The sequence below is a fragment of the Sphingomonas colocasiae genome, from assembly GCF_019880585.1.
Classification (GTDB): domain Bacteria; phylum Pseudomonadota; class Alphaproteobacteria; order Sphingomonadales; family Sphingomonadaceae; genus Sphingobium_A; species Sphingobium_A colocasiae.
The window spans coordinates 238851-252802 of sequence record NZ_JAINVV010000012.1 but is presented as its reverse complement, the minus strand read 5'-3'; the positions used below and the strand labels follow the sequence as shown (position 1 = coordinate 252802).

The 13952-nt window shown below is 63.9% G+C and carries 11 protein-coding genes; 8 read left to right on the top strand and 3 right to left on the bottom strand.

From position 1 onward, the window contains the following. The first annotated feature begins 5 nt into the window (after nt 1-5). The 5 genes from K7G82_RS25015 (at nt 6) to K7G82_RS24995 (ending at nt 7663) form a co-directional block, all read left to right on the top strand. The gene (locus tag K7G82_RS25015; protein ID WP_222992685.1) at nt 6-1139 is read left to right on the top strand and encodes an alpha/beta hydrolase family protein; all 1134 of its coding nucleotides are present in this window, start codon (nt 6-8) and stop codon (nt 1137-1139) included. Between the two features lie 290 nt (nt 1140-1429). Continuing rightward, nucleotides 1430-2077, top strand: a complete 648-nt coding sequence (locus tag K7G82_RS25010) for an RNA polymerase sigma factor (RefSeq protein WP_222992684.1) — start codon at nt 1430-1432, stop codon at nt 2075-2077. After that, complete coding sequence (locus K7G82_RS25005) at nt 2074-3024, top strand: FecR family protein (RefSeq protein ID WP_222992683.1); 951 nt, start codon at nt 2074-2076, stop codon at nt 3022-3024. Before K7G82_RS25010 ends, K7G82_RS25005 begins: the two co-directional genes overlap by 4 nt. Before the next feature lie 41 nt (nt 3025-3065). After that, the gene (locus K7G82_RS25000; protein ID WP_343228640.1) at nt 3066-5714 is read left to right on the top strand and encodes a TonB-dependent receptor domain-containing protein; all 2649 of its coding nucleotides are present in this window, start codon (nt 3066-3068) and stop codon (nt 5712-5714) included. After that, nucleotides 5714-7663, top strand: coding sequence for a S9 family peptidase (locus tag K7G82_RS24995; protein WP_222992681.1), 1950 nt, complete (start codon nt 5714-5716; stop codon nt 7661-7663). Before K7G82_RS25000 ends, K7G82_RS24995 begins: the two co-directional genes overlap by 1 nt. A gap of 31 nt (nt 7664-7694) precedes the next feature. On the opposite strand, the gene K7G82_RS24990 is transcribed toward K7G82_RS24995, so the two are convergent. The 3 genes from K7G82_RS24990 to K7G82_RS24980 form a co-directional block, all read right to left on the bottom strand. Next, a complete protein-coding gene (locus tag K7G82_RS24990) occupies nt 7695-8114 on the bottom strand; it encodes a transposase (protein ID WP_222992759.1) in 420 nt (139 codons plus the stop codon). Between the two features lie 85 nt (nt 8115-8199). Further along, nucleotides 8200-9015, bottom strand: a complete 816-nt coding sequence (locus K7G82_RS24985) for an SDR family oxidoreductase (RefSeq protein ID WP_246623845.1) — start codon at nt 9013-9015, stop codon at nt 8200-8202. Then, nucleotides 9012-9713 (bottom strand): GntR family transcriptional regulator, encoded by a 702-nt coding sequence (locus K7G82_RS24980; RefSeq protein WP_281423062.1) that lies wholly within the window; start codon nt 9711-9713, stop codon nt 9012-9014. The genes K7G82_RS24985 and K7G82_RS24980 overlap by 4 nt, the downstream gene beginning before the upstream one ends. Before the next feature lie 201 nt (nt 9714-9914). On the opposite strand from K7G82_RS24980, the gene K7G82_RS24975 reads away from it, so the two are divergent. Genes K7G82_RS24975 through K7G82_RS24965 form a run of 3 tightly spaced genes read left to right on the top strand, consistent with a single transcriptional unit; the run spans nt 9915 to nt 13944 of the window. Beyond that, complete coding sequence (locus tag K7G82_RS24975; protein WP_222992679.1) at nt 9915-12044, top strand: TonB-dependent receptor; 2130 nt, start codon at nt 9915-9917, stop codon at nt 12042-12044. Next, nucleotides 12032-13189: a serine hydrolase domain-containing protein gene (locus K7G82_RS24970; RefSeq protein ID WP_222992678.1), complete on the top strand. Its 1158-nt coding sequence runs from the start codon at nt 12032-12034 to the stop codon at nt 13187-13189. The genes K7G82_RS24975 and K7G82_RS24970 overlap by 13 nt, the downstream gene beginning before the upstream one ends. Continuing rightward, a complete protein-coding gene (locus K7G82_RS24965; protein WP_222992677.1) occupies nt 13186-13944 on the top strand; it encodes an SDR family NAD(P)-dependent oxidoreductase in 759 nt (252 codons plus the stop codon). The genes K7G82_RS24970 and K7G82_RS24965 overlap by 4 nt, the downstream gene beginning before the upstream one ends. The last annotated feature ends 8 nt before the right edge of the window (nt 13945-13952 follow it).

Below are 13952 nucleotides of genomic sequence, written 5' to 3'. Positions count from 1 at the left end.
CGAGCATGTACGAACCCTTCCCCGGCAATTACGTCTGGAACCTCTCGGTCAACATCTGCATCGGCATGGGAGGCGCGATGGGCGAGATGGACCGCGCCAACGAGGCGGTGCGCGGCATCGCGCGGGAAGGCGAGGACAAGGGGACTGAAGCCTTCTTCACCGCCTGGGGCGCGATGGCCGACCGGCTGGCGATGCTCGGCGACGAGGCGATGGCCGCCGGCCACCGCCTGAGTGCTTGCGAGAAATACAAGCGCGCCACCGCCTATTATGTCACGGCCGAGCGCATGCAGAGCCGCGACTACGCGCCGCGCAAGACGATGTATGCGACGATGCTGGCCACGATGGACAAGGCGATCGCCGCCGGCCTGCCCGCGGAACGGGTCGAGATCGCCTATGAGGGGACAAGCTATCCCGGGCTGTTCGTGCCCGGCCAGGGCGAGGGGCCGTGGCCATGCATGGTCTTCTGCAACGGCCTTGATTCGGTGAAGGAGATGATCGTGCTGTGCATGCGCGACGAATTCGCGAAGCGCGGCATCGCGATGCTGGCGATCGACCATCCCGGGGTGGGCGAGGCGTTGCGCCTGAAGGGTCTGACGGCGATCCACGACAGTGAACGCTGGGCGGGCGCCGCGATCGACTATCTCGAGACGCGCGGCGACGTCGATGCCGATCGGATCGGAATGATGGGCTGGTCGCTCGGAGGATATTATGCCCCGCGCGCCGCCTGCTACGAGAAGCGCTTCAAGCTTTGCGTCTCATGGGGCGCGAACCACAATTGGGGCGAACTCCAGGCCCGTCGCCTCCAGCGCGAGGGCGACCGCCCCGTGCCGCATTATTGGGATCACGTCATGTGGGTCTGGGGGCAGCCCGACATGCAGACCTTCATGGCCTATGTTCCCAGGATCACGTTGAACGGCCATCTGGATCGGATGACGGTCCCCTATCTGATCACGCACGGCGCCAACGACCGGCAGATCCCGATCGAATACGCGCATCAGAGCCATGACCAGGCATCGAACAGCCCCGATCTGGAACTCAAATTCTTCACGGACCGGGAAGGCGGCGTCGAGCATGTGAGCGCCGACAATATGGAGCCGTCATCCAGCTATATCTGCGACTGGGTGGCGGTGCGGCTTTAGCTATCCAGCTCTTCGGCCAGCTATGTGCCCTGATTTCGGGCATATGTTCCAATAAAGCAGGCAATCGCGATGACCCATGGCGTGCGCACCAGGACAGAGATGACGGCGCTTTCGTCCTGATGCCCGAGAAGGGGGCTCTCAACAGCCGGACACTGCCGGATTGTCCGGCTCGAATGCTTCGGTTTCGCCGATGATGCGGCGATGCCTTGGAACGGCAACGCCCGCGTGGGCCGGTCGTGCACGGAACTCGAGGCCCGCCTTTGACGGCATGCGCGGAACGATGGTTCCGCTTGACGATACGGAAAATCTGCGTCCGATTGTCATTGCCAGGAACGGCCAATCTGGGAGCCATGAAAGAACAGCAATCCTGGCGTCGTCGCGAACTTGTGGCGTGGGTGGCCCGAGAGGTCATGCCCCACGAGCCGGTCGTGCGCGCATGGCTTCATGCCCGGATGGTGCCGGCGGACGAAATCGACGATCTGATACAGGATGGCTATTGCCGCATCGCGGGCCTCGAGGTCTTCGGTCATATCGATAATCCCGGCGCATTCTTCCTCACGATCGTGCGCAACCTGCTCGCCAACAAATGGGCGCGCGCACGCGTCGTCCGGATCGACGCTATTGCGGAGATCGATGCCATGGCGGGTGCGGACGAGGCGCCCGGCCCGGAACGGCAGGCCGGCGATCGGCGGGAACTCTGTCGCATCCGTGCATTGATGGCGACGCTGCCGGATCGGTGCCGTCGTATCCTGGAACTGCGCCGGATTGACGGGTGCTCCCAGCGCGAGGTCGCGGAGATCATGGATGTCACCGAGACCATCGTGGAGAACGAGACGGTGAGGGGCCTGAGGCTGATCATGGAAGCCTTGCGCGCCCAGGGCGGCAAGGTGGCTGGCGAATATGAGGCACGCCGCAAACGCAAGGGAGCCCGCGCATGAGCCTGTCCGCGCGCGAGATTGAGGCGGAAGCCGCCCGGTTTGTCGTCCGGATCGAGCAGGAGGGACGCACGCCCGCGCTCGAGGCGGAGATCGAGGCCTGGATCGGCACCGACACGCGCCGTCGCGGCGCCTTGCTGCAGGCCGAAGCGGCCTGGCTGATGCTGGGGGATGCCGGCGATGTGCGCGCGGTCGGCGTACCGCCCCTGGCACGACGGCAGTTGCCACGCCGGGCATTGTTGGCCGGGGTCGCCGGAGCGCTGGCCGCTTCGTTCGCGGGCGCGATGTTTCTGTTCCTCGGCGGCGACGATTACGAGACCGCAGTCGGCGAGATCCGGCGTGTCCCGCTCGCGGATGGATCGATTGCATCGATCAACTCGGACACGCGGCTCGCGATATCGTTTGAGAAGACCGCGCGAACGGCGGACCTGACCCGCGGGGAGACATGGTTTCAGGTTGCCAAGGATTCCCGGCGTCCGTTCACTGTCGAGGCGGGGCGGGTTCGCGTCCGTGCGGTGGGAACCGCCTTTTCGGTGCGGCGTCGCGAGGGCGGTGCCGATGTGATGGTGACGGAGGGTGTTGTCGAAACCTGGGTTGAGGGCGCCGAGGGGCATCGCGTGCGCCTGGCGGCGGGGGAGCGGGCGTTCGTCTCGGACGATGCCGCGATCCGGAAAGAGCCGCCGTCCGCGGGCGAAATAGATCGGGCGCTCGCGTGGCGAAGCGGACGGATAGACCTGTCCGGGGAGAGTCTCGACGTCGCGGTGGCCGAATTCAACCGGTACAATGCGCGCAAGCTCGTGGTGACCCATCGCGCATTGGGGCGTGAGCCGCTTTACGGCATGTTTCGCACCGACGACCCGGAAGCGTTTGCCGCGTCGGTGGAGGCGAGCACTGACGCGCTTGTCGTCGAACGGACTCCGGACCGTATCGTAATCGGTCCCCGGCCGTAAAATGTGACCAACCGCCTACGGAATTATGAAGCTGGCCGGTCATGCTCCCTGAAAAGGCCGCTCGGCGGACAAAATGGGGGCAGGACATGATGAACGGCAGGGATATACGGCATGTATTGATGGGCGTGTCCGCCGTGACTTGCGTGGTGGCGGAGGCACCCGCAGTCGCTCAGTTGCGTAACTTTGACGTGCCGGCGCAGGAGGCTGGGCGCGGAGTAGCCGCGCTCGCGCGTCAGGCTGATGCCCAGATCCTGATTTCGGGGCGGGATGCGCGCGGCAAGCGTACGCAGGCCGTGAAAGGTAGCATGACGATCGAGCAGGCACTCGACCGCCTGTTGCGCGGCAGCGGCCTTGTCGCGCGCAGGACCGCCGCTTCGGCCTGGTCGGTGGTGCCGGACCAGTCGGGCACGGGCATATCCCAGGCTCCCCCCGCCACAGTGCTGGCGGGCGTGCAGAACGAGGACGACGATGCCGGACGGGTGATCGTAGTCACGGGGACCAGCCTTCGCGGCGTCCAGCCGACCGGTTCGCCTCTGCTGCAGATCGACCGGCGGCAGATCGCGGAAAGCGGATTGTCGACCACGCAGGACGTGCTCAGGAGCCTGCCGCAGAATTTCGGCGGAGGTGCTTCGGAAGGGACGACATTTTCGGTACGTGACGGCTCTGAGCAGAATGTCGCCGGGGGGGCGGGCGTCAATCTCCGCGGTCTCGGCAATGACTCCACGCTTGTTCTGATCAACGGTCAGCGCGTGGCGCCGGGTGGATCCAATGGCGGGTTTGTCGACGTCTCGATGGTTCCGGTCTCGGCGATCGCGCGCATCGACGTGCTTACCGACAGCGCGTCCGCCATCTATGGCTCCGATGCGGTCGGCGGCGTGATCAACATTATCCTCGACGATCGCTATTCGGGTTTTGAGACGGGTCTACGGGCCGGCGTGACGACCCAGGGTGGTGGGCAGTTCATGCAGGCGTCGCAAAGCGCAGGAACCGCCTGGCGCGGCGGCCGGGGGTCGATCCACTATGAGTATCGCTGGCAGGACCGGCTCGACGTGGGGCAACGCGCGTTCTCGGCGGCGGCGGTGGGGCCCACCGATCTGCTTTCCAGCCAGGAGCGGCATTCGCTCTTCGCCACGGTTTCGCAGGATGTCGGTGGTGCAACGCGGCTGTTCGCACAGGCGCTTCTCTCGACACGCGATGCCGACCGCAATCTCAATAACCCCAGGTTGCGCCGCCAGTTCATCTATCGGAATTCGGTCGTTCAGGTCGGTGGCTCGGCCGGCTTCACGACGGCGATCGGAAACGGCCTCGATATCGACGGCAATGCCGCCTTCAGCCGCGTAAGCACAGAAGGAGACCGGTTCCAGCGAGGCGCCAGCCGCGATTTCTTCAATCATGTTGTGTCGCAGATCGGCTCCGCCAATCTGAAGCTGGGCGGCCGGCTTTTCGAATTGCCCGGCGGTGAGGCGCGCGGCGCGGTCGGGGTCGAATATCGGCGCGAAAGCTTCTTCGATCGCGCGCGCGAACGAACGATAGGGATCGTGGCGCCGCATCTTCGGCGGAACATCGCGGCGGGCTTCGGCGAGCTCAACCTGCCTCTGGTCTCGGCCGATTCCGACATAACGCTGATCAATGAGCTGAGGCTGTCGGGGGCCGTCCGTTACGAACATTATAGTGATGCGGGAACGGCGTTCAGCCCGAGGCTGGGTGTCGACTGGAAGCCGGTCGGCGGCGTCAGGCTGCGCGGTAGCATCGGCCGCTCGTTCCGCGCGCCGTTGCTGACGGAACTCGATACCAGCACGAAGCAGGCGATCCTGCTGTTTCTGCCCAATCCGGCGTCACCCACGGGCGAAACCCTGACGCTCGTCCCCGCGACCGCCCCGGCGCCGGACCTTCGGCCGGAAAGAGCGACGATCTGGTCGCTCGGCGCGGATGTCGAACCGCGCTTCGCGCGGGGGCTTCGCCTATCGGCAACCTATTTCTCGATCGACTTCCGCGACCGTATCGCTGTCGTCTCGGGCTTCGGGCGCGCATTTCTCGATCCGGCCTATGCGCCTATCATCACCTTGAACCCGTCCGCGGGGATGATCGCCGAAGCGACCTCGAACCTCGGCTTCCCGCTCGAGAATCTGACTGAATTTGAGCCCGAGGACGCTGAAGCGATATTCGATCAGCGAACGCTCAATATCGCGCGGACGCGTTCGAAAGGCCTCGACATCTCCATCGCCTATGCCGGGACGATCGGGGATGTGCGGGCGGCATTGAGCGGTAATGCCACCTTCCTTTTCAAGCGCGACGACCAGATCTCGCCGGCATCGCAGGCACTCGATTCCGCCGGCACCGTGTTCAATCCGGCGGATTTCAGGCTGCGCGCCGGCCTGACGCTCGGACACAAACGAACCTCGCTGAGCCTCTTCGCCAATCATGTCGGCGGCTATGTCGACAACCAGCGGCCGGTGACGCAGGGCATCGCGTCCTGGACCACGTTCGATGCCACCGTCTCTCATGAAATTCCCAGGGATGCGCACATCCTTGGCGGCCTGACGGTGTCGCTCTCCATCCAGAACCTGTTCGACAGTGATCCGCCTTTCGTGGTCGATCTGGGCAACAGCGCGCAGAGCCTGGGATATGACCCCACCAACGCCAATCCGCTTGGTCGGATGATCAGCGTCTCACTGCGGAAGAGCTGGTGATGCGCGGGCTGCTTCTCGTCATGACCGCATCGCTCGTCACCGCCTGTCCGGCCTTGGCCCAGAGCCCGCAGCCGCCCGGCGATCGGCCGCCGTTGACGATGGAGGCACTGCTGGCGGCGCCGCCGCCCAAGGCGCCGAGGATCGTTCTGGATGCGAAAGACGATGTCCACAGGCTCGACGCTTTGGCGGCGAAACTGCCGAACAGCGCCGAATGCGGGCATCCGATCTCCGCAAGCGCGGCTTTGTCGCTTGCGTGCGAGGGCACCGGTGGATCGATCCAGTTCTGGCAGGCCGGGGCGAAGAGTCCGGCGCGTGTCGTCGAACTCGGCCGGGGCGAGAGAAGCGTCGGCGTCGAATGGTCCTGGGATGGAGAGCGGGCCTTCGTCCTGGTTCAGGCTGCCGAGGATGGGGCGCGGCAGACCGATATCCTGGACACGAGGAATGTGCCTTCCCTGGCGCGGTCCGCGCTCATCATCGTTGATCTCGCCGGACGCCGTGCCCCTGACAGGCGCGACCTTGAGGGGTCGGTGCTCCAGATCGCACCTCATGGCGAAGACCGGATCTACTACGCCTCGTTCGACTTCACCCGGCTACCGCTCGAAACCCAGATCCGGCGGATCGACCTGGCGAGCGGACGCGACGAGCGGATCTACGGGACGGGCGGGACTTTCCAGACCTCGCGCGTCGCCGTGTCCCCGGACGGACGGCACATCCTGTTCGCGGTCGATCGGGCCAATCGGAGGTGGGATGACTATACAAATTTGCTGCTGATCGACGTCGCGACAGGCAGGGAGGTCGGCGTTGTGAGTGGCGACGCGGCGGTCAACTCGGGCTCCTGGTATGGCTGGTCGAAGGATGGGACACGCGTTTTCTTCAGCGCGCGGCATGGCGGGTTCGACCAGATCATGGCGGCAACCCTGTCGGGCAAACTGACCAGGCTGACCGACGACGAGGTTGCGCGATACCGGCTCGTTGCATCGCCCGACGCCGGTTTCCTCGCCTATCAGACCGAGTCCCTGGCCGGGCAGCGCGAGATTCGGAGACTGTCATTGAACACCGGCAACGAACAGAGCGTCGGTATCATCGACGCATTGGCGTCCCGGTTCGCGTTGACCGACGCTCGGATGACGTGGTGGCGCACGCGGGATGGGCGTTCGATCGCCGGTTTCCTGTTCCTGCCGGCGGGTTATGAGTCGGGAAGACGCTATCCGGTGATTGTCGATATCCATGGCGGCGGACGGGGACAGAAGCTGGTCATGGCGTCGCCGTTGACCCTGGTGACGGCGCCGGGGGTGGGCGAATGGTATGCTTGGGCGGCCCTCGGCTATGCCGTGTTCGTGCCCGATTATCGGTCGAGCGGCGCCTATGGGCCGATCGGGCCGATTCCGGACGGCTGCTGCGACGACGGCGTCGTTCACCGGGACGCGTCCGATGTCGCCGACGGGATCGACGCCCTTGCGGATCAGGGGATCGTCGACCCGGAGCGGGTCGGCCTGCTCGGGCATAGTGCGGGCGGCGCGCGCGTGATTGATCTGCTGGCCCGCAGCCGGCGGTACGCGGCTGCGGTCGTGAACGAAAGCGTCGCGCCCGATCCGCTGTTCAATTACATCAACATGGCGCACGGGCGGGCGACGGGCGTCGATGCGCTGGCACGCATGACGCCCGATGGCCTGACGAAGCCCAGGCCCGAAGCGCTTGTCCAGGCCAAGCTGTTGTCGGCCTATCGTTCAGGAACGCCTACGCTTGTCATGCTCGGCAACGAAACCAAGGGGGCGACCGCGAACCTGACCGGCGAACTGCTGTTCTCGCTGCTGAAGGAAAACGGCGTGGCTTCCCGCCTGATCCGCTTCGAGAAGGACGGCCACGTATTGATGACCCCGGAATCGTCGCTGCGGGCCTTCGGTGAGGTGCGGTCATGGTATGATCTGTACCTCAAGCCGCGGCTTTGAAGGGTGGTGTCAGCCTGACGCGAGCCGCTCTCTACTGGGCGCGTTTCGGTGCGGCGGGGCTGGTATTCCGGCAGCGATGTTCGGTCACTCGGCCAGTGCGGCGGAGCGACGTTCCTTGTGGCGTTGACGGCTGATGATGTGGCGTTCGAGGTCGAAGTGATTGCCGGTGCCGGCGTGGATGGACGCGAATTTCTGCAGGTGTCTTGTCCTGCGGAATCTCGGCATCGACGGCTTTGTGCGGCGTAGGGAAGATGATTCGTCTCCGCCCGCTTGTCGAGTCATCGGCAGCATTCACGGGGATCGAGTTCACCCAGGTCGGCATGGCGGTCGGGTAGGAGCGCAGCCCGTCGGTAACGAGCGTCTCGGCGCGACCATGGCGCTTGAGAGCCCTCTTCAAGAAGGCGAGTGCCGCTGCTTTGTCCCGCTTTTTCGTGACGTAGCTCCCGAGAATTTCGCCCTCGTGATCGACCGCGCGCTACAGATAAACCATCTCGCCGTTGAGCCTGACAAACATGACAACACCACTCAGGTGCTCTTCAGCCTTCCCATTCAGCGTTGCCACACACGCCGATAACCTGTCCGCTGATATGTCGTGCGCCTTCCGACGCGAGGAAGACTGCCAGATCGCCCACTTCGAGCGGATCGATCCACGTCCGCATCGAATTGCCGCTCAGCGCTTTCGCTTCGATCTCTTCAAAGGTCACCCCTGCCTGGTCCGCGGCGTGCTGGACCAACATTCTGCCCCGTGGATTGTCGATCATGCCCGGCAGGATGACGTTGCAGCGGATATTGAATGGCCCCAATTCCCTGGCGAGCGTATGGCTGAACCCGACGACGCCTGATTTCGACGCGATATAAGGGGTGCGCATCGGCAGCCCGGTACGGGTCGACGTCGTCCCGATGTTGACGATACAGCCGCTTCCCTGTGCCTTCATCTCCGGCACGACCTGCTTGATGCAGAAGAACATGCCGTTGAGATTGACGCTCATGGTCTGGGCCCACTTGGCCTCGTCAATCTCCTCGACCGGTCCGCGCGGCCCTCCGATTCCCGCATTGTTGACGAGAACGTCGATCCCGCCGAGCGTCGCAATGGCTTCCGCGAAATATGCCTTCACCTGTTCGAAATCGCCGATATCGGCTAACGACGCCGCGACTCCGGGATGGACTGCGCGAATCTGATCGATCGCATCCTGGTCGATGTCGAGGACATGAACCGCCGCGCCGGCCTCGACGAACCGTGCCACGATCGCAGCGCCGATCCCGCTTGCGCCGGCCGTCACGACGACGCGTGAACGCTGCGTGGTCATGGTGTTTAACCCTGTGGCGTGGAATGCTGGTTCGACCGGCGTCATTTCGTTCCTTCGGAGAATTCTGCGACCGCCTGCCAGTAGCGCGGCAGTTGCGTCGGTTCGAAGATGTCGGCCTGGATGGCCTGTTTCGCGCTTTCGGGATCGCGTGCGTTGAGGGCATCGATCAGTTGGAAGTGATGGTCGCACGCCACGCTCAGAGCCTTTTCGGGCGTTGAAGCGAGCAATTCGGCCGTGAGCGACACGAATGGCCCCATGCGAAGCCACAGGCTTTCGATCAGCCGCAGAAGGTTCGGATTCTCGGCCGTGCGGTACAGCGCAAAATGAAACTGCTTGTTGGCGGCGAGCGATGCTTTCGTGTCGCCCGCTATCGTGAACCTGTCGATTTCGTCCTGGATCTTGCGAAGCTCGTCGAGCCGCACCAGCGAGATGTTCTTCGCCGCCTGCTCCGTCGCCAGCCCTTCCAGCATCAGCCGCAGCTCCAGTATCTGCGCAACCTCGGCAACGCCGCTCCGCGGGATGCGCGTCGTCCGATTGGCTTCGGATTGAAATGCGCCTTCGGACGTCAGCCTCTTGACGGCTTCCCGGGTAGGCATCGCGCTGACATCGAGCATGTCGGCAACGGTTCGCACGCTGATGGCCTGGCCGGGCAGGAAGCGGCCGGCCATCACCATTTCCTTTATGGCGACATAGACCTGCTGCTGGATCGTGTCCGAACCGCCGGGATGATCCGCCTCCGCCATGGGGAGCGGTGACCGCGCACCTCCGGTTTTCCACAGCTCTGTCACGCGTCGCTCCCTTGGCAAGCATCGTCATCGCACACGAAACCTATATGGCGCGATCGCGGCTCGTGCAACATTCTTCGATCTCATAGAATCATTCTTGACCACAAAATTCAGATGTGATCAAATCTGATTCGAGAAAAGACTGACAGGGGGACCATCATGACCACCGAATTCACGCGTACATTGCGCGTCGTCTTGTTTGCGTCGACCGTTCTCGGAATGTCGGGAGTTGCCGCTGCGCAGGAGCAGGCCGAACCTTCGGATGACATTGTGGTCACCGCGACGAAGATGGGTGAGACCGCCCTGCAGAAAACCCCGATCGCGATCACGGCGTTCAACAGCGCATCGCTCGAGCGCTCCATCGTCAACAATGCGCGCGATCTCGTGCAACTGGTTCCCAGTCTGAGCATCGCCCAGAACAATGCCTATGCGCAGATTTATATCCGGGGCATCGGATCCAATAACGTGTTCAACGGCTCCGATCCGAGCTCGACCGTCCATATCGACGGCGTGTACATCAGCCGGCCATTCTCGCAGTTCGCCAACTTCCTCGACGTCGAGCGTGTCGAAGTGCTGCGCGGGCCCCAGGGTACGCTTTATGGGCGGAATTCGGTTGGCGGCACGATCAACATCATCTCGCGCGCGCCGACCAACGAGACCGAAGCGAAGGTTCAGCTCACGGGCGGCAATTACGCGCTTGCCCAGATTGAGGCCTATGTCAGCGGAGCGCTTGTGTCCGACAAGCTTATGGCCAGCCTTTCGGGCATGTATGCGCGACGCGACGGTTATCGCAAGAACGTCGTCGCCGGTGTCGGAAATGTCGACGACGAGGATCTGGTTTCGATCCGCGGCCAGCTCCGGAAGGAGTTGATCGACGGCGTTTCGGCCACGACCCGTGTCGACTATATGTCGCAATCCAATGCTGCGCTCGGCTACGGGAAACTCCTGCTTCCCTATGATCCGGTCACCGACAGCATCCTGGGGGACTATAAGAAGGTCGCGCACAACATCCCGACCGACAGCAATGTCCGCGCCTTCGGCATCTCCGAAGATATCGCCATCGAACTCAGCGATTCTCTCACGCTCAAGTCGTTGACGGCTTACCGCCGCAACCGATTCTCCCTGCGAACCGACAGCGACGCGTCCGACCGCAACATCCTGATCTCCAACCTGAGCGAGCGTCAGCGCCAGTTCTCGCAGGAGTTCAATCTGTCGGGCAAGGCGGGGCGCCTGACATATCTCGCCGGGCTGTATTACATCCACGAAACCAACCAGACCGGAAACCGGATCGAAGCGCGCGTTCCCGGCACCGAGACCCAGTCGTCGCCAAGGGTGGTGACCGACGCCTTCGCCGTCTACGGTCAGCTCAACTATGCGGTCACCGATCGCCTGACGGCGACTGCCGGGCTGCGCTATACCGACGAGAAGAAGGACATCGCGCAAAATCTAAGGGTCGTGACCGCCGCGACGCAATTGCCTGTGGCTGGCTATCCGATCATCTACAGCAAATCGTCCAGCTTCAAGGCATGGACGCCGAAGTTCGGCCTCGATTTTCAGGCGACGGACGATGTGCTCGTCTATGCGTCCGCGACGCGGGGCTTCAAATCGGGCGGCTTCAACGTCAGCTCGAGCGATCCCAACCAGGGATTCTCGCCGGAATTCCTCTGGAGCTACGAAGGCGGCTTGAAGGCCGAGCTTTTCGACCGCAGCCTGCGCGTCCGCATCGCCGGATTCTATTATGACTATTCGGATCTTCAGGTTCAGGCCTTCAGCCGCCCCGGCTTCGTCGACATAACCAACGCCGCCACCGCCCGCGTGAAGGGCCTCGAGATCGAAACGCTCTGGCGCCCGGCCCCGGCGCTATCGATCGGCGCCAACCTGTCGGTGCTCGATGCGAAATACCGGTCTTATTTTGCGCCCGTGGCCGGCGTGCTCGTCGACTATTCGGGAAACCGGTTGAACTCGGCGCCGCGCTACTCCGTCAACCTGTCGGCGCAATATGACATCCCGACCGGCGTGGGCCCGCTGTCGCCGCGCATCGAATATGCCCGGTTCGGCCAGCAATATTTCACGGCGGCCAATACCGCGTTGCTCGGACAGGATGGCTATGACGTCTTCAACGCGTCGCTGACCTTCGCGCCGGAAGGCAGCCGGTGGCGCGCTTCGCTGTGGGCGAAGAATATCGGCGACGCGCAATATGTCACGACGACGGCTACATTCACCGCCGTGGCGAGCGGACGGCCAGGCGAGCCCAGGACCTTCGGCGCGAGGCTTTCATGGACCTACTGACGATCGACTCCCCGGACGATGTAAGGGCCGGGGGCTTTTATGATCGTCGATATGAGGCGGTTGCGGGCGCCTTCCTGTCCAATTTTCGTGCGCGGGGAGAGGTGGGCGCCGCGGTGTGCGTCTATGAGGGCGGCGTCCCGGTTGTCGATCTATGGGGCGGAATGGCGGATCCGGCGACGGGGCGTCCCTGGGCGGCTGATACGCTTGTCTGCATGATGTCGGTCGGCAAGGCGCTGGCCGCGCTTTGTCTGTTGCGGCTGGTCGATCGCGGCGCCGTCGCGCTCGATCGGCCGGTCGCCGATTATTGGCCCGGCTTTGGGCAGGCTGGAAAGCAGTCGATCACGGTTGCCCAGATTCTCGATGGCCTCGCGTCGCTGGTATGGATCGATGAGGCGCCGGACGGCTCCTTGATGGACTGGGAGCAGATGGTAGCCGCGATCGAGCGCCAGTCTCCGAACTGGCCTCCGGGGACGGCGGGAGCCTATCATTCCATGTCCGCCGGCTTTCTGTTCGGAGAGCTGGTGCGACGCGTCGACGGCCGGGATATCGGCACGTTCTTCCGCGAAGAGATCGCCTTGCCGTTGGGCATGGACTATCGCTTCGGCGTGACCGCGGAGATGTCCGGACGTATCGCGCCGCTCTTGCCGAGCAACGAGAGTGCGACATTGAATGCGCTTGCCGATGTGAACACGCCGCTGGGTCGCGCTTGGCGTCCGCAGCCTGCGGTCGAAGACTTTTTCAACAGCCCGGCCTTTCGCGAAGGCCTGTTCCCGTCGGCGAACGGCCACGGCAATGCACGCGGCGTGGCGCGTCTCTATGCCGCGTTCGCCAATCATGGCGAGATCGATGGTGTACGTATCCTGAGCGCGGGCCTGACCGGTCGCCTGAGCGATGCGGCCTGGCACGCCGATTGCGCGTTGACCGGGCGGGAATTCGCCTATGGCCTGGGCTTCTTTCAGAACTTGCCGCAACCCGCGATCATGGGGCCGTCCGCGCGAAGCTTCGGCCATCCCGGCGCGGGCGGCGCGATCGGTTTCGCCGATCCCGAGCACAATCTCGCTTTCGCTTACAGTCCCAACAAAATGTGCGGTGGCGCGTCGATCGGCGATCGCTGTTCCGCCTTGATCGCGGCGGTATATTCATGACGCAGGATTTGCTGACGGGTCGCGTGGCCCTGGTTACGGGTGGAAGCTCCGGCATCGGCGAGGCTGTGGCCCGAAAGCTTGCGTCCGCAGGCGCGCATGTTGCCGTGGTCGCCAGCCATGACATCGGCCGGGCGGAAGCGGTTGCGGAAAGTATCGGCGAACGGGCTGCGGCCTTTGTGGCCGATGTCCGCGATCCTGACTCGATCGGGCTGTTGGTCTCGGAGGTCGAGGCGCAACTCGGGCCGATCGATATCCTGGTCAATTCCGCGGGTGTCTATTTCCCGACGCCCGCCGATGGCACGCCGTCGGCGGACGCCGCCCGGATGATCGATATCAATCTAAAAGGGGCGTGGACCTGTATCTCCGCGGTTGCCCCGGGCATGAAGGCGCGACGGCGCGGGCGCATCGTCAATATGGCGTCCGTCGCGGGTGTCATGGGCGTCGGCGGTTTCGCCCTCTATTCGGCGACCAAGGCCGGCATCGTGATGATGACCCGCTCGCTGGCGCGCGAACTGGCGCCGTTCGACATCAATGTGAATGCGGTGGCGCCCGGCAATACCGCGACGCCGATGAATGCCGAGATCCGTTCCCAGGCCGACATCACGGACGCGGTCGCCCGCATGACGCCATCCACGACCGCCTTCACCGCGCCCGAGGAAATCGCGGAGATCGTGCTCTTCCTCGTCGGGCCTGGCGGACGCCCCATGCATGGAACGACGCTGTTGGCCGATGAAGGCCTTTCCACGGGTGTCTGAACGCCTTC

Coding starts and splice junctions, on each gene's coding strand:
- K7G82_RS25015 (WP_222992685.1), top strand. CDS start 6: ATGTACGAACCCTTCCCCGGCAATTACGTCTGGAACCTCTCGGTCAAC.
- K7G82_RS25005 (WP_222992683.1), top strand. CDS start 2,074: ATGAGCCTGTCCGCGCGCGAGATTGAGGCGGAAGCCGCCCGGTTTGTC.
- K7G82_RS25000 (WP_343228640.1), top strand. CDS start 3,066: ATGCTCCCTGAAAAGGCCGCTCGGCGGACAAAATGGGGGCAGGACATG.
- K7G82_RS24995 (WP_222992681.1), top strand. CDS start 5,714: ATGCGCGGGCTGCTTCTCGTCATGACCGCATCGCTCGTCACCGCCTGT.
- K7G82_RS24985 (WP_246623845.1), bottom strand. CDS start 9,015: ATGACGCCGGTCGAACCAGCATTCCACGCCACAGGGTTAAACACCATG.
- K7G82_RS24980 (WP_281423062.1), bottom strand. CDS start 9,713: ATGGCGGAGGCGGATCATCCCGGCGGTTCGGACACGATCCAGCAGCAG.
- K7G82_RS24975 (WP_222992679.1), top strand. CDS start 9,915: ATGACCACCGAATTCACGCGTACATTGCGCGTCGTCTTGTTTGCGTCG.
- K7G82_RS24970 (WP_222992678.1), top strand. CDS start 12,032: ATGGACCTACTGACGATCGACTCCCCGGACGATGTAAGGGCCGGGGGC.
- K7G82_RS24965 (WP_222992677.1), top strand. CDS start 13,186: ATGACGCAGGATTTGCTGACGGGTCGCGTGGCCCTGGTTACGGGTGGA.